General features: G+C 67.9%; 15 protein-coding genes. 7 read left to right on the forward strand and 8 right to left on the reverse strand.

Features of this window, described 5'->3' with window-relative positions; translation table 11 throughout:
* Window positions 1-28 precede the first annotated feature (28 nt).
* Window positions 29-1,510 (reverse strand): hypothetical protein, encoded by a 1,482-nt coding sequence (locus Q8L83_RS12825; protein ID WP_305287520.1) that lies wholly within the window; start codon window positions 1,508-1,510, stop codon window positions 29-31.
* Between the two features lie 301 nt (window positions 1,511-1,811).
* Window positions 1,812-2,615, reverse strand: coding sequence for a potassium channel family protein (locus Q8L83_RS12830; protein ID WP_305287521.1), 804 nt, complete (start codon window positions 2,613-2,615; stop codon window positions 1,812-1,814).
* A gap of 250 nt (window positions 2,616-2,865) precedes the next feature.
* Between Q8L83_RS12830 and Q8L83_RS12835 the strand changes: the two genes are divergently transcribed.
* Both Q8L83_RS12835 and otsA read left to right on the forward strand, forming a co-directional pair.
* Entirely contained in the window at window positions 2,866-4,059 is a 1,194-nt protein-coding gene (locus Q8L83_RS12835; protein ID WP_305287523.1) for a mechanosensitive ion channel family protein, read from the forward strand.
* A complete protein-coding gene (gene otsA / locus Q8L83_RS12840) occupies window positions 4,059-5,444 on the forward strand; it encodes an alpha,alpha-trehalose-phosphate synthase (UDP-forming) (protein ID WP_305287526.1) in 1,386 nt (461 codons plus the stop codon). The genes Q8L83_RS12835 and otsA overlap by 1 nt, the downstream gene beginning before the upstream one ends.
* Here otsA and Q8L83_RS12845 read toward each other — a convergent pair.
* The 4 genes from Q8L83_RS12845 to putA form a co-directional block, all read right to left on the reverse strand.
* Window positions 5,441-6,697, reverse strand: coding sequence for an SLC13 family permease (locus Q8L83_RS12845; protein WP_305287528.1), 1,257 nt, complete (start codon window positions 6,695-6,697; stop codon window positions 5,441-5,443). The genes otsA and Q8L83_RS12845 overlap by 4 nt on opposite strands.
* Before the next feature lie 106 nt (window positions 6,698-6,803).
* A complete protein-coding gene (locus Q8L83_RS12850; RefSeq protein WP_305287530.1) occupies window positions 6,804-7,298 on the reverse strand; it encodes a RidA family protein in 495 nt (164 codons plus the stop codon).
* Window positions 7,299-7,342: 44 nt separating this feature from the next.
* Entirely contained in the window at window positions 7,343-8,920 is a 1,578-nt protein-coding gene (locus Q8L83_RS12855) for an FAD-dependent oxidoreductase (RefSeq protein WP_305287532.1), read from the reverse strand.
* A 152-nt stretch (window positions 8,921-9,072) separates the two neighbouring features.
* On the reverse strand, window positions 9,073-12,153 hold the full coding sequence (gene putA / locus Q8L83_RS12860) for a bifunctional proline dehydrogenase/L-glutamate gamma-semialdehyde dehydrogenase PutA (protein ID WP_305287533.1): 3,081 nt from the start codon (window positions 12,151-12,153) through the stop codon (window positions 9,073-9,075).
* Window positions 12,154-12,257: 104 nt separating this feature from the next.
* Between putA and Q8L83_RS12865 the strand changes: the two genes are divergently transcribed.
* A complete protein-coding gene (locus Q8L83_RS12865) occupies window positions 12,258-12,719 on the forward strand; it encodes an Lrp/AsnC ligand binding domain-containing protein (protein WP_305287535.1) in 462 nt (153 codons plus the stop codon).
* An 11-nt stretch (window positions 12,720-12,730) separates the two neighbouring features.
* Here the strand turns inward: Q8L83_RS12865 and Q8L83_RS12870 are convergent, their stop codons facing one another.
* A complete protein-coding gene (locus Q8L83_RS12870; protein WP_305287537.1) occupies window positions 12,731-13,207 on the reverse strand; it encodes a hypothetical protein in 477 nt (158 codons plus the stop codon).
* Window positions 13,204-13,803 carry a PleD family two-component system response regulator gene (locus tag Q8L83_RS12875; protein WP_305287539.1) on the reverse strand — a complete coding sequence of 200 codons (600 nt, stop codon included), beginning with the start codon at window positions 13,801-13,803 and terminating at the stop codon, window positions 13,204-13,206. Before Q8L83_RS12875 ends, Q8L83_RS12870 begins: the two co-directional genes overlap by 4 nt.
* 401 nt (window positions 13,804-14,204) lie before the next feature.
* On the opposite strand from Q8L83_RS12875, the gene Q8L83_RS12880 reads away from it, so the two are divergent.
* Genes Q8L83_RS12880 through Q8L83_RS12895 form a run of 4 tightly spaced genes read left to right on the forward strand, consistent with a single transcriptional unit; the run spans window position 14,205 to window position 19,345 of the window.
* A complete protein-coding gene (locus Q8L83_RS12880; RefSeq protein WP_305287541.1) occupies window positions 14,205-16,172 on the forward strand; it encodes a methyl-accepting chemotaxis protein in 1,968 nt (655 codons plus the stop codon).
* Between the two features lie 48 nt (window positions 16,173-16,220).
* On the forward strand, window positions 16,221-16,520 hold the full coding sequence (locus tag Q8L83_RS12885) for an STAS domain-containing protein (RefSeq protein ID WP_305287544.1): 300 nt from the start codon (window positions 16,221-16,223) through the stop codon (window positions 16,518-16,520).
* Window positions 16,517-16,882 carry a response regulator gene (locus Q8L83_RS12890; protein ID WP_293316234.1) on the forward strand — a complete coding sequence of 122 codons (366 nt, stop codon included), beginning with the start codon at window positions 16,517-16,519 and terminating at the stop codon, window positions 16,880-16,882. The genes Q8L83_RS12885 and Q8L83_RS12890 overlap by 4 nt, the downstream gene beginning before the upstream one ends.
* A gap of 48 nt (window positions 16,883-16,930) precedes the next feature.
* Window positions 16,931-19,345 carry a chemotaxis protein CheA gene (locus Q8L83_RS12895; RefSeq protein ID WP_305287549.1) on the forward strand — a complete coding sequence of 805 codons (2,415 nt, stop codon included), beginning with the start codon at window positions 16,931-16,933 and terminating at the stop codon, window positions 19,343-19,345.
* The last annotated feature ends 11 nt before the right edge of the window (window positions 19,346-19,356 follow it).

Here is a 19,356-nt window from a genome sequence, read left to right on the forward strand (position 1 = left end):
ACCCGAAGGCCGCCCCGTTCCGGCTCGATCAGCAGTTGCTTCCGCTGGCCAGACCGCAGGTCCAGCCCTGCCACCAGGTGTCGCTCGCATTGCGAACGGCGCCGACATAGTTGGTGGTGTCGAAGAAGGCGTAGATCGTCTTCGGGTCGGTGGCCGTCGCGGCGGTTTCATTGGCGCCGTTGACGAAGCCGTTCAGGGTCGAGGTGTGGTTGGCGTTGTTGTTGGTGCCGGCGGCGAACAGCGCCTGAGTGGCCGGACCGTCGACATCGCTGTCAGCGCGGAACGCAATGGCGCAGGAGAAGAGCACCGAGTCCCAACGGGGCGCAGCCGCCACGGTGGAGGGGGTGTCCACGTCCAGGCAGGCCGTGGCCGGGTTGGCCGACACGTGGATACCGTTGATGAAGCGGCCGCCAGTGCCGGTGTTCAGGATCTGAATGTCGCCGGCCCCCGACCGACCCGTGCCGATCACCGTGTAGTTGGCGATCTTGGGGATCGAGTTCAGCGAGGCCTGGACGCCGACCGAGCTCATTTCGAAGACCCGGTCGCCGCCGTTCGGACGCTGGCGAACGATCAGGTACTGAATGCCGCCGCGCCAGCCTTCATCGGTGTCGATGCTGTCGTCGTCGGCGCCGGTGATGACGACGTACTTCGCGTTGGCGGTGCCGCCGAAGAACTCCATGCCGTCGTCGGAGCCGTTGTGAACCTGGATGTATTCCAGGGTCGTGCCAGCGCCCACGCCGTTGAAGGTGATGCCGTTCAGCTCGCGGTTCGGCTGGATTTCGAAGCCGGCGTAGCGGACCTGGACGTAGCGAAGACGGCCGGAGTTGTCGTTCGGGCTGTTGCCGCCGTAGAGGGCGACGCCGCCTTCGAAGGTGGCCACGCAGTTGATGTTCGGCGGCGTCGTGCCGGCCGGGCAAGAGGCGATCGGGGCGCGGCCGGAGATGACGAGGCCGCCCCACTGGCCGATCGAGTCGGCGCCGGTCGTGCCTTGGATGTTCTGGAGGCTGGTGAAGATGATCGGATTGCTCGAGGTGCCCTCGGCGAAGATCTGCGAGCCGCGCTGGATGTTGATGTAGTCGAGGCCAGCCGAACCGAAGATGCGAACGCCCGGCTCGATGGTCAGGATGCCCTGCTGGGCGCCGGCCACCGGGTTCGCCGGATCGGCGCCGCGGTCATCGCCCACATCGGTGCGGCCGCTGATGGAGTAGATGGTGCCGGCCCGAGCCGGAACAACGAAGCTGCCGGTGATCTTGTTGGGCAGCCGGCAGTTGCGCAGGGTGTTGTTCAGGATGGTGCCGGCATCGGTGAACCCCGTCGGGCAATCGACCGCGGCCTGACCGCTGCCAGGATTGGTCGGGTTGGTCGGGTTCGTCGGATTGGTCGGCGTCGTCGGGGGGAAGGCGCCTTCGCCCGGCGAGGCGACATTGTCGGCGCCGCCGCCGCAGGCGGCCAGGGCCATGGCGCTGATCGACATGATCAGCAGGTTTCTGAGGTTGGTGGTGCCGGTCATCTTTATCTCCGCCGTGGCGATGAATTGCGCAGGCGCCGGCTTTCCCCAGATCCCACCTTGAGACCTGAACGCCCGCTTGCCCGATCGCCGTTCTAGGTAGGCTGCGTGACAGGTCGCGAACGGATGTGTGACAGTTCTGTGCAGGCTCAGGCCTGCGACATCTGGGCCACGGTCGGGGTCAAGATGTTGATCTTAAGGATATTTTTCCGCCCTCGAGCGCTTTGGCGGCGCGATTCGAGCATGTCGAAATCTGGGCGATCCACAGGGGAAGTCGAGATTTGTCGTCGCATACGCGACAATCTCAGTCCTCGTTGGGGATGTTGATCAGGGCGCCGCAGGCCTTGCAGTGGACCGCATCGGGGTCGTGTCGCATCAGGCCGCAGACCTGGCAGGTATGGCGCACCTTGTAGGGGCGGAACAGCGCCTGGGCGAACCTGACGAACAGGGTGATCCCGGAGATCATGATGACGATGGAGACCAGCCGGCCGGTGATTCCCGGCAGGATGATGTCGCCATAGCCCGTGGTCGTGAGCGATGTGACGGTGAAATATAGGGCGTCGATATAGCCGCTGACCCCACCCTCATCGCCCACATAGATGGTGTAGACGAAGCCCGTGGCCACGAAGACGAAGGTCACCAGGGTTGCGGCCGCCCGGATCACATCCTCCCAGCGGGTGTCGTCAAACCGGTGGCCCACGGTCTCCCAGAAGAAGTCGCTGTGAAACAGGGTCCAGATGCGCAGCACGCGCAGGAAGGCCAGGTTGATCAGGACGGTGGGGAACAGCAGCGTCAGCAGGACAAAGAGATCGATCATCACGATCGGCCGCCGGATCCAGGACTTCAGACTGCGCCAGGCCAGGGCCCGCGCGGTCATATCCACCGCCAGGATCGCGGCCACGGTCAGATCCAAGGGCAAGAAGGCCCGCGACTCCCGCAGGAACGGGGCGGCGATAAAGAAGGCGATCAGCGCCAGGTCCACGCCGATCACCGCCAGCCGGAACCGAACCGCGCCAGGGGATTCGCCGTGATAGAGCGAACGCAGGCGGGCGCGCAGCCGCCAAAGCGCGCGCTTGCGATCTGAAGGTTTGGCGTCCGACGCGGTCAAACGGTCCGCGCGTCTGTGCAGTTCGTCGTCAACGCTCTCGCCTTTCCCGCCTGACCATCACAGGTCTGTGAGGCGGCCCCATCCCTGGGCGCGCCCATGTTAGCTCTAACCGAGAGCCCCCTGCAGACTGAACCGATAATGCTCAGGGGCCTTAATAGATCGGCGGCCGCAGGTCGATCCAAAGGCGCAGCGCGCCCATTGGCCGCCACGACTCGACAAGACAGAACAGACAAGGAGCCCCCGCGTGGAGGTGAGCACGGCAAGCGAACAGGTCATTCTCGGTTTTCGCGAGAGCTGGAACGCTCTGCTGCGCCTTGGCCCCGGCGCGCTTGCCTTGAACATAGCCCTCTCCGCCCTGGTGATCCTAGCCGCCGTCGGGGCCGGCGTCCTGGTGCGGCGCCTGCTGAAGCGTGGCGTGCGCGCCATGCCCGGTCCCGCCGACGCCGAAAAGACCATCCGCACCCGGCGCGTGACCCAGGTGACCTGGGCGGCGTTCGAGACCGGTCTGGTCCTGGCCGCCTTTTTCGCCCTGGCCGCCATCTGGGGCTTTGACATCCTCGGCTGGCTGACGGCCGGACTGGGCCAGCGCGTGGTCGAGAGCGTCATCCGCATCGCCATCCTGGCCGTGGCCACCTTTGCGGCCGCCGAACTCGCCACCCTTCTGGTCAACCGCCTGCTGGCCCGCATGGCCGCGCGCAAGGAGGCCGGCGTACGACGCACGGCCCAGTTGAACACCATCGGGCCGCTGCTGCATGGGGTGGCCCGGGGCGTCATCATCATCATGGGCCTGATGATGATCCTGGCCGAGGTGGGCCTGGAGATCGGCCCCTTGCTGGCCGGCGCCGGCGTCATCGGCCTGGCCATCGGCTTTGGCGCCCAGACCCTGGTGAAGGACTTCCTGACCGGCATCTTCCTGATCTCGGAGGACATCGTCGCGGTCGGCGACGTGGTCGAGATCTCCGGCTCGAGCGGCGTCGTTGAGCAGATGACCATCCGCACGATCCGCCTGCGCGCCCTGGACGGCACGCTGCACGTGCTGCCCTATGGCGAGGCGCAGATCATCCACAACATGACCAAGGTGTTTTCCTATCACGTCATCGAGTTGGGCGTGTCCTACGAGTCCGACATCGACAAGGCCTTCGAGGTGATGGCGCAGGTGGTCGAGGAGATGCGGGCCGATCCCGACCTGTCGCCGCGCATTCTTGAGCCTCTGGAGGTGATGGACGTCAGCGAGCTGGCCGACAGCGGCGTGGTTCTGCGCGCCCGGATCAAGACGCCGCCGGGCGCCCAGTGGGGGGTCGGCCGCGCCTTCAACCGCAGGATCAAGGCCGCCTGGGACGCCGCCGGTGTGGAAATCCCCTATCCGCACATGCACCTTGTCATGCCGCAACTTGCGCCATCGACGCCGCAGCCGGACGACAACTCCACAGAGGCCAATGCCTGATGTCCCGTCTCGTCGTCATTTCAAATCGTGTCAGCCCCCCCAGCGATGTGGGCGGGGGCACCCAAGGGGGGCTGGCCATGGCCCTGGCCGCCGCCCTGCGGGAGCATTCCGGCATCTGGTTCGGATGGAGCGGCCAGACCACCGAGACCTATAGCGGCCAGGTCGGTGTCCAGCGCGCCGGCGGCGTCACCGTCGCCACCATGGATCTCGAGGAGCAGGACGTTCAGGAGTACTACAACGGCTACGCCAACAAGACCCTGTGGCCCCTGTTCCATCATCGGGTGGACCTGACCGCCTATGAACGCTCCTTTGGCGAGGGATATGCCCGGGTCAACGCCCGTTTCGCCGAGACCGTTCTGCCCCTGATCGAGGACGACGATTTCGTCTGGGTGCACGACTATCACCTGATCCCGCTGGCCCAGGAGCTTCGCCGGCTAGGGGTGAAGAACAGGATCGGCTTCTTCCTCCATATCCCCTGGCCCGCTCGCCACCTGATCACCACCCTGCCCCGGCATCCGCAGCTGGTGGAGGCTCTGTTCGCCTATGACCTGGTGGGCTTCCAGACCAACGATTCCCTGGAGGCCTTCGAGGACTATGTGCTGCACGAGGCGGGGGGTTCGGTCGGGCCAGACCACCGGCTCAGCGCCTTTGGCCGCACCGCAGACTTCGGGGCCTTTCCCATCGGCATGGACGTCGCGGAATTCACCGCCGCCTTGGAGCAGGACACCGCCAAGGCCGAATATGCCCGCATGCAGACCAGCATGCTGGATCGCCAGATGATCATCGGCGTCGACCGGCTGGACTATTCCAAGGGGCTGGAGGAGCGCTTCCTCGCCTACGAACAGTTCCTGCACGACAATCCGGGCCTGCACGAGAAGGTCTTTCTCCTGCAGATCGCCACCCCCAGCCGCGAGGATGTGGAGGCCTATCAGGAGATTCGCGGGCGCCTCGACGGGGTGTCGGGCCGGATCAACGGGGCCTTCTCCACTGTCGACTGGGTGCCGATCCGCTATGTGAACCGGGGCTATCGCCGCGATCAGCTGGCCGGGATCTATCGCGCGGCCAAGCTCGGCCTGGTGACGCCGCTGCGGGACGGCATGAACCTGGTGGCCAAGGAATATGTCGCCGCCCAGGACCCGGAGGATCCCGGCGTGCTGATCCTGTCGCGGTTCGCCGGCGCCGCCGAACAGATGGGCGAGGCCCTGATCGTCAATCCGTTCAGCCGCGAGGACGTCTCCGACGCCATCCTGCGGGGCTTGGCCATGCCGCTGGACGAGCGCCGGCGCCGGTGGGAGACCCTGATGGCCGACCTCAAGGCCACCGACGTATCGGCCTGGCGCGACGCCTTCGTCTCGGCCCTGATGACCGGCGAGCGCGCGACTTAGAAGGGGAACATCTTGGGGATCACCCAGACGGCCACCGCACCCGTGATGACGTTCAGCGGCAGGCCGACCCGGACGAAGTCCATATAGGTGTAGCCGCCGATCTGCTGGACGATGGCGTTGGTCTGATAGCCCACAGGCGTGGCGAAGGACGAGCTGGCCGCCATCATCACCGCCACCACGAAGGGCCGCGGGGAGACGCCGAGGTTCTCCGCCAGCCCGATGGCCAGGGGGGTGATCAGCACCGCGACGGCGGCGTTGGACATGATCTCGGTCAGGACGGAGGTGGCGATATAGATGATGGCCAGGGCGGCGATAGGCCCCAGCGGCTGGGTCCAGAGGGCCATCATGTTGGTGGCCTGGAAGGCCAGGCCCGTCTTGCCCAGGGCTTCGCCCACCACCAGCATGCCGCCGATCATCAGCAGCACCTGGGGCCTGAGCCCCGAATAGGCCTCGTCCGGCTTCATCACCTGCAAGGCCATCAACGCCATGGCCCCGACGAAGGCGACGACGGCGATGGACAAGCCCCCCGCCGCCGCGCCGAGCACGAAAGCGAAGACCGTCACGCTGATCAGGGCTGGCGCCAGCTTCAGGGGCGGGGCGATCTCCTCCAGGGCCGGGGTTGTCTCTGCGGCGTCGCTGTCATTGCCGGGCAGCAGGCGCGGCGCGACAAAGGCGAGATAGAGGGCGCCCACCGCCGCGACGCAGAGGCCGACGCCGGTGATCTCGAACAGGGTGAAGGGCGCCAGGTGCTGACGCCGCGCCATGTCGTCCACCAGCAGGTTGGTCGAGGTGCCGATCAGGGTGCAGGCGCCGCCCATGATCGAAGCGTAGGACAGGGGGATCAGCAGCCGCTTGGGCGAAATGCCCAGGCGCTTGGCCGAATCCTTGATGACCGGCGCGCCCAGGATCACCAGGGGCGTATTGTTCAGGAAGGCCGACAGCGTGCCGCACAAGGTGATGATGATCGGGGCCGAAGCCGCGCCCATGCGGTCGGTCATATTGGCCGCCGAGCGGATGATCACCCCCATGACCCCGGTCACATCCAGGGCCCTGGCGATGACGAACAGCGACGCCAGCGCCACCAGGGCCGGGCTCGCCAGGCCGCGCCCCAGATCCTCCAGCGACACCACCCCAAGGCCCAGCAGGGTCGCGGCCGCCGCCATGGCCGCTACGTCGGCGCGCACCCGGTCGCTCAGCAGGGCGACGACGACCGCGGCCAGGACAGCCAGGGTGGCGAGCTGTTCGAAATTCAAGGAGGACCTTTCCCGGGGTGCGGCGCCGCGTCCGCACCGTCCTGTGGCGCCGTTGACCTTGACTGATCCTAGAGACGGGCCGGGGTTCGGGGAAGGCCCAGCGCAGCTAGTCGGGCTTCACCGCCGCCTGCACCTCGATTTCCACCATCATGCCGGGCGCCACGAGGGCCGAGACCTGCGAGGTGATGCGCGCGGGTCGGTTGGGCTGTTCGGCGTTGGCGAAGAACTGGCGGTAGCCCTCCATCATGCCCGCAAAGTCCATGACGCCGTCCTTGGCCGGGTCGCCCACGAGCAGGACGCGCATCATCACTACGTCGCCCATGCTGGCGCCCTGGCCCTCCAGGATGTCCTTGATGCGGTTGAGGACGCCGATGGTCTGGGTCTTGGTGTCGCCGAACTCTCGCGGCGTCCCCTCGGGCGCGCCCTCGTTGGTCACCGGCGGGGTGATGCCGCTGACATAGATCATGTCGTAGCCGGCCGGCACCACGACGGCGCTGGCGATGGGCGAGGTCTCAGCGCCGATGCGCTTGATCTCGGCGGCGGCCGGGCTGGCGGCCAGGGCGGTAAGGGCGGCAGCCAGGAAAAGTGTGGTCGGGCGCATGGGCGTCTCCTTGATCTTGGTTTTCATTGAAGCCTGAAAGCGCCCTAGGACGCGAGAGCTGCGCTCTTCGTCTGGGCGGCGAGGGCCTTGATGGTGCGGTGCGCCGAGAGGACCGCACCTTCCTGCCAGCCCGGCATCTGGCTGAGATGGGCGCCGGTGAAGTGGAAGGGGCCGTCGGGCTGGTTGAGCAGGCGGTAGGCCGGCATGTCCATATGGCCTTCCTGTCCCCCATGCCCCTCCCAGTCGGGCCAGGGCCCCAGGTTGTGCGGGATCTTGCTCCAGTTGACCACCACGGGCTTGGCCAGATCCCCCTCATGGCCCGGATGCACCCGGCCGACCGCGGCGCGGGCGGTGGCGATCTGGGTCTCCATCGGCAGGTCGGCGAAGGCCTTGGCGCCCGGGCCAGACCCGTAGCAGGCCAGCAGCATGCCCCGCTCGGTGTGCAGGCCGTTGCTCGGGTACCAGATCAGCGAGGTGTCGCCGCCCACCCAGGAAATGCCGCCGAAAATCTGGGACGCTTCCCAGAACCGCGGGGCCTCGAAGCCGATCTTGTTGGAATAGGCGTTGGGCACGCTGGCCACGGCCGTCCTCACCGCAGGCGAGAAGTCCGACGGGATGGCGGCCAGGATGGACAAGGGGATGGTGATGATCGCGAAGTCGGCGGCCAGGGTCTGCTCGGCGCCGCCCGCCTGCCGATAGACCACCTGCACGCCCTGGCCGGTGCGGCCGATGTGGGTCACCAGGGCCTTGCGCAGGATGGGGCTGGTGATGGCCCGCTCGAAACCCGCCACGATCTGGTCCATGCCGCCCACCGGCTGGAACATGGTGGCCTGCATGTTGATGTTGTCCTCGAACAGGGTCGCCCGCAGCTGAGGATTGGCCAGGAGGTCGCGCAAGGGCACCGGCGGACGGCGCTGGCTGAACTGGTCGGCGGCGCCGGGCGCCTGGGCGAAGCCCGACCGTTCGGTGCCCTGGAAGCTCATATCCTCCGACAGGTCGCCATAGGCCCGCAGGAAGGGCAGCAGCTTCTCCTTGTCGGCGAGGGTCAGCTCGCCGTCCAGGGCGCCCTTGTTGATCGCCTTGGCCAGCAGTTCGGAGACATGGCCGCGGGTGTCGTTGATCCCCTGGCGCAGCTGGATCGGCTTGCCCCCGTGGGCGCTGTCACCCCACAGCAGGGCGCTGCGGCTGACATTGATCTCCACTTCGAGGGGCACGCCAAGCTTGCGGCAATAGGTGAGCAGGCCCTCATGGTGGCTGGGAATGCGGGCCGGCCCCGCATTCATATAGACGTCCTTCTCGAAGGAGACGGTCTGGTCCGCCTCGCCCACCATCTCCACCTTGTCGCCGCCACGCAGGGTCCAGTTGCGGCCGCCGATGCGCTCGCGCGCCTCCAGGATCGTGACGGAAAACCCGGCCCGCTCCAGCTCGTAGGCGCTGACCAGGCCGGCAATGCCCGCTCCCAGGATCACCACCCGACGCCCCTGTCCGAGATCGGGCGACAGGGTTGGCGCGGCCGCCGCAGCCGCCGCGTTCAGGCCCAGGGCGGTCATGGCGCCATAGGCCGCGCCCAACCCGCCCACGGCCCCCAGGCGATGCAGAAACAGCCGCCGACTGACACTCATGACCCGACCCCCAACCAACGCTCGTCGGAGCTAGAGCGTCGGCGCGCCGGCGGCTTGGCAAGCCACGAGCGCGCGCCACGGCGAAGGGGGTTGAAGACCGCGCGGAATGGCGGCGTTCAGAGCGCGGCTACGCCCGAATTCTTTGCACGCGCTCAGAGATTGAGCAGGGCGGGGTCGCCCCCCTGGGCGGCGATATTGACACTCAGAGCGCGCTCCACGGCATAGCGCGAAAGCGCATTGGGACCGCCGGCCTTAGGGCCTGTGCCCGACAGGCCCTCTCCGCCGAAGGGCTGGACGCCCACCACCGCCCCAGTCATGCCCCGGTTCACATAGGCGTTGCCCGCCGGGACCAGCTCGCAGATCCGCCGCGCAAAGGCTTCGATCCGTGAATGCACCCCCAGCGTGAGCCCGTAGTTCAAACCCGCCAGCTCCCGGGCCATCGCCTCGAGCTCGCCGGCCTCGTAGCGCACCACGTGGAGGATCGGGCCGAACACCTCGCGCTCCAGGAAGCTCGGCCTCGGAATCTCGGCCAGGACCGGCCCGAAGAAGGTCCCGCCGGCCGGCGCATCTAGCCGATGCAGGATCTTCGCCTCCCGGCCCAGGCGCTCGGCATGAGCCTCCAGGGCCTCGCGGGCCTCGGCGTCGATGACCGGGCCGACATCGGTGGCCGGATCGGCGGGGTCGCCAAGCACGAGGGCGTCCATCGCCCCGATCAGGCCCTCGATCAGGCCATCGGCGGTCTCAGCCGGCAGGAAGAGGATGCGAAGGGCCGAGCAGCGTTGGCCCGCAGAGCCGAAGGCCGAGAGCATGACGTCGTCGATCACCTGCTCTCGCAGGGCCGTGGTGTCCACGAACATGCCGTTCAGGCCGCCGGTCTCGGCGATGAAGGGCACGATAGCACCACGCCGCTCGGCCAAGGCGCGGTTGATCGCCCAGGCGGTCTCGGTCCCGCCGGTGAAGGCGACGCCGTCGCAACCCGGATGGGCCACAAGCGCCGCCCCGACCTCTGCGCCCGGCCCCGGCAACAAGGCGAGGAGTTCGGGCGGCAGGCCGGCGCGATAGAAGAGCCGCACCGCCTCGGCGGCGATCAGCGGGCTCTGTTCGGCCGGCTTGGCCAGCACGGCGTTGCCGGCGGCAAGCGCCGCGCAGATCTGGCCGGTGAAGATGGCCAGCGGGAAGTTCCACGGACTGATGGCCACAAACACGCCGCGGCCGCGCAGGGCCAGGGTGTTGGTCTCGCCGACTGGACCGTCCAGCACCTGCGGCGCGCCGAAGCGCGTCTCGGCCAGATGGGCGTAGTAGCGGCAGAAATCGACGGCCTCGCGCACCTCGGCGATCCCATCGGCCAGGGTCTTGCCGGCCTCGACCGCGCAGAGGGCGATCAACCGCTCGCGCTCGGTCTCCAAGGCCTCGCCCATGGCGCGGAGCACCTTGGCCCGGCCTGCGCCACCCAAGGCGTCCCAGGCCGGCTCGGCCTTGCGAGCCGCGGCGAAGGCGGCGTCGATGTCTGCGGCGCTCGCCGCCAGCACGTGACCGGCGAGCCGGCCATGATCTGTCGGGCTGTAGAGCGGTTGGGCGGGGCCGGCGCCTTCCAGCCGACCGGCGATGACGGGGCCTGCAGCGAGGGGCTTCAGGCTCCGGGCGGCGGCGGCGAGGCTCTCGGCCGTCTGGTCGACCGTCAGATCGGGTCCGTACGAATTGGTCCGGGCCGCGCCATAGATATCGGCCGGAGCCGGAATCTTCGGATGGCGTCCCGGCCCGCTCTGCGCAATCTGCGCCAGGGGGTCGGCGACCACCTTCTCCACCGGCACGCGCTCATCGAGCAGGGCGTGGACGAAGGAGGTGTTGGCGCCGTTCTCCAGAAGTCGGCGGACCAGATAGGGCAGCAGGTCCTCATGGCCGCCCACCGGCGCATAGGCGCGCAGGCGCAGCGGCGCCTCGGCTTCGGCCGCCGCATAGAGGGCCTCGCCCATGCCATGCAGGCGCTGAAACTCTATGGCCACGCCAGCGTCAGCGGCCATCTTCCGCACCGCGGCCAGCGAATGGGCGTTGTGGGTGGCGAACTGGGCGTAGAGGTGCGGGGCCGCGGCGATCAGGGCCTTGGCGCAGACCAGATAGGAAAGATCCGTGGCCGGCTTGGTGGAATAGACCGGATAGTCGGCGCGGCCATTGACCTGGGCGCGCTTGATCTCGGTGTCCCAATAGGCGCCCTTGACCAGCCGCACCATCAGGCGTCGGCCACTGTCCTTGGCCAGTTCCGCCAGGGCGGCGATCACTTGCGGGCAGCGCTTCTGATAGGCCTGGACGGCGAGGCCCAGACCCCGCCAGTCGTCAAGCTCCGGCTCCCGCGCCAGCCGGTCCAGCAGCTTCAGCGACAGGACCAGGCGATCGGCCTCTTCGGCGTCCAGCGTCAGGTTCAGGTCGTGGCTGGCGGCCAGGAGCGCCAACCGCTTCAGGCGCGGGTAGAGTTCATCCCAGACCCGCGCCGCATGGGTCGCCTCATAGCGCGGGGAGAGCGCCGAGAGCTTGACCGATATGCCATGGCCGGCCTCCGGCCCCTGGCCACGGCTGGCCTGGCCCACCGCCTCGATGGCCTGGGCGTAGGCGGCCTCGTAGCGGGCGGCGTCGGCGGCGGTGCGCGCGCCCTCCCCCAGCATGTCGAAGGAACAGAGATAGCCTTCGGCGCCGGCCCGCTTCAGGCCTGCCTCGATATTCCGTCCGAGCACGAACTGCTCGCCCATGATGCGGACAGCCTGGCCGACCGCGGCGCGGATCACCGGCTCGCCGAGCCGGCCCGTGAGGCGGCGCAGGAAACCTCCCAGATCGCGCTGGGCCTCGTCGTCCACCTCCACCAGCCGCCCGGTGAGCATCAGGCCCCAGGTCGAGGCGTTGACGAACAGGCTGTCGGACTTGCCGAGATGGGCGGCCCAATCGGCCGAGCCGATCTTCTCGGCGATCAACCGGTCGCGGCTGTCGTCGTCGGGGGTGCGCAACAGGGCCTCGGCCAGACACATCAGGGCCAGGCCTTCCCGGGTGCCGAGGCTGAACTCCTGAAGGAAGCTCTCGACGACCCCCTGGCGGTCGGCCTTGCGCCGGGCGTTGCGCACCAGAGCCTCGGCCTGACGGCGAATGACGGCCTGGTCGGCGGGGCCGAAAGGCGCCGCCGCCAGCAGGGCGCCGACGGCCGTGGGCTCATCGAGATACTTGTCGACGTCCAGCCTGTCCCAGTTCACCGCAACCTCCGCAAGGGCTTCCCCTTCGATGTAACGTTGCCACAGGCGAATGTGCTTCGTAAGTTTGGATATCCAGCCGAATTTTTGATCATTCGAGTGCGTCTTTGCCGAATTTTGACGAGACCGACCTGCGCATCCTGCGGCTGTTGCAGGCCGATGGGCGCATCACCAACCAGGCCCTGGCCGCGCGCTGCCATCTGTCGCCCGCCGCCTGCCATGAACGCGTGCGGCGGCTGCGAGAGGCTGGCGTCATTCAAGGCTATGCCGCCCTGCTCGATCCCAAGGCGATCGATCGGGGTCTGCTGATCTTTGTCGAGGTTCAGCTGGACCGCACCACCGGCGACCTGTTCGCCGAGTTCGCCGCCGCCGCCCGCGCGGCCCCGGAGATCCTGGAGTGCCACATGGTGGCCGGCGGCTTCGACTATCTGATCAAGGCCCGCGTCGCCGACATGGAGGCCTATCGCAGCTTCCTGGGCGAGGTGCTGGTGCAGATGCCCGGCGTCCGGGAGACCCGCACCTACGCCGTGCTGGAAGAAGTGAAGAACACCGTCCGCCTGCCGCTTTAGCGGCGGGCCGCTCAGCCCGTGGAGAGGATGGCGTGGCGCTCGCGCACCCGCCGCAGGCCATCGAGCACCGGCTCGGCGACGTCGCCGGACTCCGCGGGCAGATTGCGCAGCAGGCGCAGGGCCTGGATGTGCACGCCCACCCCATCCCGGTCGAGCTTGCCTGTGGTGCGCAGGCGGTCGAGCAGATCACAGAGGCTGTGGGCGGCGTTCTCAAGGGCGTCGAGCCCACAGAGGCTGGGCAGGCCGATCAGCCGGACGGCGGCCTCGTAGTGCTCCGCCAACAGGGCGTCTTCAAAGGTCTCGCCGTAGCGGCGGAAAATCGCCTCCACCTGCGCCAGGCCCGCATCCAGTTGCGGCCAGGCCTCGGCCTGGAGGCCGTCGAGATTGGCCTCGGCCTTCTCAACCGCGTCTGCCACGGTGAGGCCGCCGGGCTTTCGCAGCATGCTGGCCAGGGCGTATTTCGGGCGGTGAATGCGGACCGAGCTCACAGGGACACCTTCCGGGCGGCGAAAAGACCATCGACCTGGTCCTGGCTCATGTTCGGCTCCTGGGCGATGCCGACCTCGGCCGGCAGGTCATCGCGGCGGCGGGGCTTGCCGTCCGGCGGCCCCTCGTTCTTGTGGCGCCGATCCGGCCCCACATAGGCGTCGCACTCGATGAACGGCCGACTCTCGCGCGCGATCCACAGGATGCGCTCCAGCATGACCACAGGGGTCAGCGGCTTCTTGACGATATAGTGCGCCCCACAGTCGCGGGCCTTCTGCACCATGGACACCGGCGTGTGGGCGGCGGTGACCACCACGGGCGCGAAGCTGTTGGGCTCTCCCCCCTGCGTGCGCAGCCACGAGACGAACTCGTAGCCTTCGCCGGCGGGGGAAAGCGCATCGGCGATGATCAGGTCGACATTATTGTTCCGCACGACGTCCTGAGCATCCTCGACGGTATTGCAGCGGTGCAGGGACTTGGCGCCGAGGCCGGTGACGATCTGGACAAGGATATCCATGCCCATGCCGTTGGCCTCGAGCATCAGGATCGACGCCTTCTCCAGATTGAAGCGGCCGCGGGATGTGGGTTCGAGAGCCATCAGGCGCTCCAGAAGGAAGGCCAGCCGCTAGGGTGGCGACGGCAAGCTGAGCCCTTGGCTTCAACCCGGGTCCGAAGGGACACGGATAGTCGTTAAGAAACTCCTTCCGGCTTACTTAACTGCAGCGGGCATTTGGTCGCAGCACACGCGTCCAGCGGGGTGGTGACGCGCCGCGCGCCAGAATGTCGCAGACGCCTTCGGCCCTTATGAATCAAGGCCTGAACATTGGTATCCGACAGATTTCTAGGCGTTGAGTAACGCTTTATTCAGCGGTCAAGCCTGTTCTCTCACCAGAGTTAACGGGCGTGCCTCGGCGTTTCTCCGCCAACGCCCATCGAAGGCCAGTGTACGGGCCGAAACCTCTCGCCACGCCATCACGGCGCGGCGAACCGAAGACTGGGATGGCTGACGTGTCGCTCAACGACTGGAAGATTTCACACAAGCTCGCAGCGGGCTTCGCCCTCATGGTGCTGGTGATCGCCGGAACCGGCGCGGCCACCTTCTATAATATGGGCCGGCTGACGGCAGCGCGCGGCGAATACGCCACGTCGCAGGACGCCATCACCCTGGCGACCCAGGCTGGCTTCCTCCTGGCCCGTCAGGAAAACAGCTATCGCGGCTATCTCATCGGCCTCGACCCCTACTATCTCGAGCGCGCCGCGGCCCACCGGGCGAACTTCGGCAAGACCCTGGACAAACTCGAGGCCCTTCTGGCGACCAACACCGAAATGGTCGCCAAGATCGAGGCTGGCCGACTGGCCGCCGACGCCTGGTATGTTCAGGTCGTTGAGGGCGGCTCCGCCCTGGCCGCCAATCCCCTGACCTATCAGGACGCCACCGACATGATCGGCGCCGATGGCCTGGCCGACAGCCTCATGGGCGCCGCCGAAGAGCCGATCGACGAAATCACCCAGTACGAAGCCGAAGCTGTCGAGGCGTCCGGCGCACGGCTGACCGAGATCAACAATCACACCACCATCGTCATCTCCGCCGCCCTGGCCTTCTCCGCCCTGGCCGCTGTCTTCCTCGGCTGGATGCTGTCGCGGGCCATCGGCTCGCCCATCGCCGCCATGACCGGCGCCATGCGCCGTCTGGCCGAGGGCGACTCCTCGGTTGAGGTCCCGGCGCGCGGCCGCAAGGACGAGGTCGGCCTGATGGCCGAAGCCGTCCAGGTCTTCAAGGACGCGGCCATCGAAAAGGCCCGCCTGGAGAACCAGACCGACGAGCAGCGTCGGGCCACGGAAGCTGAACGCGCCCGCAACGAGGCCGACCGCGCCGCCGCCGCCGAGGAACAGGCCAAGGTCGTCGCCGGTCTCGCCTCCGGCCTGGATCACCTGGCCCGCGGCGACCTGACCTTCCGGATCAACGAGCCCTTCCCCACCGACTATCTGAAGCTGCGGGACGACTTCAACGCCGCCATCGGCCAGCTGCAGGAAGCCATGTCCGTGGTCGCGGTCAATGTCCGGGCCATGCGCTCGGGCGCCGGTGAAATCAGCCAGGCCGCCGATGATCTGTCGCGCCGCACAGAGCAGCAGGCCGCCAGCCTGGAAGAAACCGCCGCCGCGCTGGACGAGATCACCGCGACGGTCCGCAAGAGCGCCGAAGGCGCCAAGCAGGCCTCCACCGTCGTCGCCACCTCGCGCGGCGACGCCGAAAAGACCGGCCTGGTCGTGGGCGACGCCGTCGACGCCATGAGCGAGATCGAGAAGTCCTCCGAGCAGATCACCCAGATCATCGGCGTCATCGACGAAATCGCCTTCCAGACCAACCTGCTGGCCCTGAACGCCGGGGTCGAGGCCGCCCGGGCCGGCGACGCCGGCCGCGGCTTCGCCGTGGTCGCCTCCGAGGTCCGGGCCCTGGCCCAGCGCTCGGCGGACGCCGCCAAGGAGATCAAGGCCCTGATCAGCGCCTCGTCTCAGCAGGTGGCCCAAGGGGTTGGCCTGGTCGGCCAGACCGGCGAGGCGCTCAAGCGCATCGTCTCTCAAGTGACCGAGATCGACAGCCTGGTCTCGGAAATCGCGGCCTCGGCCCAGGAACAGGCCACCGGCCTGCACCAGGTCAACACCGCCGTGAACGAGATGGACCGGGTCACCCAGCAGAACGCGGCCATGGTCGAGGAAACCACCGCAGCCAGCCATTCGCTGGCCACGGAAGCCGAAAGCCTGTCGCAGAGCGTGGGCCGCTTCAACATCGGCGCCACCGGCGAGCCGGTTCGGACCCAGCCCGCGCCGCGGCCGGCGCCCAAGGCTTCGCGCGGCGAACACTTCGCCAACCGTCATACGCCGCAGATGAAAACCACGTCTCGCGAAGGTTCAGCCGCCCGCAAGCCGGAACCGGCCGCCGAGAGCGAGGGGTGGGAAGAGTTTTAAGAGTTTTCATCTTAACTCGACCTGATCATTCAGGGGGGAACAAACCTGATGTCTGAAACAGACACGAACGTCGCCGAGGTCAGTCTCTGCCCGGTGCTCGATCTCCAGGCCGCCGAACCGCTTCGCGCAGAGCTCATGGCTCTGCGCGGGCGCCCCCTGCAGGTGGACGCCTCTCAGGTCAGCCGGCTCGGCGGGCTCTGCCTGCAGGTCCTGCTGTCGGCGCGGATGAGCTGGGCGGAAGACGGATTGCCTCTTCGCATTGAGCAGGCCTCCGAAGGTTTTCTTGAACAACTGGCCGCCTTCGGCGCGCCGCAGATCGATTTCGAACCCGAAGGGGCAAGCCTGTGAACAAGACCGTTCTGACCATCGACGACTCTCGCACCATGCGTGAAATGCTGAACATGGCCCTGGTGCAGGCCGGATATCGCGTGATCCAGGCCGTCGACGGCGTGGAGGGCCTCGAGGTCCTGCGCGCTGAAGGCGCCGATGTGGTCATCACCGACATCAACATGCCGCGCATGGACGGCTTTGGCGTCATCGAAGGCGTGCGGGCCGATCCGGCCCACCGGGCGACCCCGATCCTCGTCCTGACCACCGAGAGCGATGCGACCAAGAAGGAGCGGGCTCGGGCCGCCGGGGCCACCGGCTGGATCGTCAAGCCGTTCAATCCGACCAAGCTGGTGGACGCCATTCGCCGCGTCGCCGCCTAGGCGCAAGCCAGCGCCGACCCAAGCCAGCCCTGACCGCGGAGCGACCCTGTGGACCCATTTGAGAGCATCAAGGCGACCTTCTTCCAGGAGTGCGACGAGCTGCTGACCGACATGGAGTCGGGGCTGCTCGCCATGGAAGCCGGCGACGATGATTCCGAGACCATCAATGCGGTCTTCCGGGCGGTCCACTCGGTGAAGGGCGGGGCCGGAGCCTTCGGTCTCGATGAACTGATCCGCTTCGCCCACATCTTCGAAACGGTCCTGGACGAAATGCGCTCGGACCGGCTGCACCTGACCGACGAGGTCGCCAAGGTTCTCCTGCGCGCCTCCGACGTGCTGGCCGACCACGTGGCCGCCGCCCGCAGCGGCGGATCGGTCGACGAGGGCCGCACCCTGGGCATGATCGCCGACCTGCAGGGCCTGATCGACCAGGAGCGCGCCGCCGAGCTTGGCCTTGACGGCGATGGCTCCGACGACGGGGCCGATGAGGATTTCGGCTTCGTGCCGATCGTCCTCAGCCTCGATGAACCCGCCGCCGACGCGCCCGAGGTGGATGTGGCCGCCCTGATGGCCGCCGCCACGGCGCCGGCCGGTGCGCCGCCGCAGGCCACAACGGCCGCCCCGGCCTGGCTCGTCACCTTCCGGCCCAAGGCCGAGATGTACGCCAAGGCCAACGAGACGGGCCTGGTGCTGCGCGAACTCGCGCGCCTGGGGGACGTCGAGGTCGTGGTCGATACGGCCGCCGTGCCGCCCCTGGACCAGCTTTCGGCCGAACAGGCCTATCTCTCCTGGACCATCCGTCTCCGGGGCGAGGCGACCGAATCCGACGTGCGGGAAGTCTTCGAATTCGTCGAGGACGACTGCGAGCTGATCATTTGCCGTGACGGTGAGCCCGAGGCCGCAAGCGCCGAGACGCCGACCGTCGACGATCCGGAAAGCGACGCCCCGGCGAGCGCCGTGGAGGCCGCCGCCGCCGCGCCCCTCGATCTTGAGGCGCTGCTGGCCCGTGTGCAGGGAGAGCCGGCGCCCGAAGCAGCGCCGCCGCCCGCAGCCATGCCGCAGCCCGTCCCCGAGCCCGCCCAGGCCGCCCCGAAGGCCGACCCGGCCAATATGGACGTGGCCGGTCTGATCGCCCTGGCCGAACAGGCGTCCCTGGACCATGTCCAGGCCGCCGCGCCTCCCGCCAAGACCGAACCCAAGCCGGACCCGAAGGCTGACGCCCGGGCCGAGCGGACCGCGGCCGCCGCCGGCGCCACAGCGGCGACCCCGACGATCCGTGTGGATCTCGACCGCGTCGATCGCCTGATCAACGCCGTGGGCGAGCTGGTCATCCAGCAGGCCATGCTGTCCCAACGGGTCTTCGAAAGCGGCCTGGCCCGCTCCTCCGACGTGGCCCTGGGTCTTGAGGACCTGGAACTGCTGACCCGGGAGATCCAGGACAGCGTCATGGCCATCCGCGCCCAGCCGGTGAAGTCGGTCTTCCAACGGATGCCGCGTCTGGTTCGCGAAGTGGCCGACATGGTGGGCAAGAAGGTCCGCCTGGTCATGGACGGCGAGAACACCGAGGTCGACAAGACCGTCATCGAACGCCTGTCCGACCCCATCACCCACATGCTGCGCAACGCCATCGACCACGGGCTGGAGACGCCTGAGGAGCGCGAGGCCGGCGGCAAGGCCATCGAAGGCACGGTCCGCCTGGCCGCCCTGCATCGCGGCGGCCGCATCGTCATCGAGGTCCAGGACGACGGCCGGGGCATCAATCGCCCCCGGGTTCGCGGCATCGCCGTGGCCAAGGGTCTGATCGCCGAGGACGCCGTGCTGTCGGACGACGAGATCGACAACCTGATCTTCCTGCCGGGCTTCTCCACCGCCGATGTGGTGTCCGACATCTCGGGCCGCGGCGTCGGCATGGATGTGGTCAAGCGCTCCATCCAGGCGCTGGGCGGGCGGATCTCCATCACCTCGGAGCCCAGCAAGGGCTCGAAATTCTCCATGAGCCTGCCCCTGACCCTGGCCGTCCTCGACGGCATGGTGGTCTCGGCGGCCGAGCAGACCCTGGTGGCGCCGCTCTCCAACATCGTCGAGAGCCTGACGCCCCGCGCCGAGGACGTTCACCTGGTGGGCGGCCGCGACGCGGTGATCCGCATCCGCGACACCTTCGTGCCCCTGATCGACGTGGGCATGGCGCTCGGCTTCCGCGATGAGCCTCTGCCGCCGGCCTCCGGCGTCGCCGTCCTGGTCGAGAGCGAAGGCGGCGGCAAGGCGGCCCTGCTGGTCGAGGCGATCCAGGGGCAGCGCCAGGTGGTCATCAAAAGCCTGGAAGCCAATTATCAGCACATCCACGGCGTCGCTGCGGCGACCATCCTTGGCGATGGCCGCGTGGCCCTGATCCTGGATGTGGACGCCTTGGTGACCACCTCCCGTCGCAAGGCTCCCCGTATCGAGAAGCGAATGGCGGTTTGACCATGACGGAC

Origin of the sequence: Phenylobacterium sp. (assembly GCF_030680185.1) — a bacterium.
In the GTDB taxonomy this organism is placed as follows: Bacteria; Pseudomonadota; Alphaproteobacteria; order Caulobacterales; family Caulobacteraceae; genus Phenylobacterium.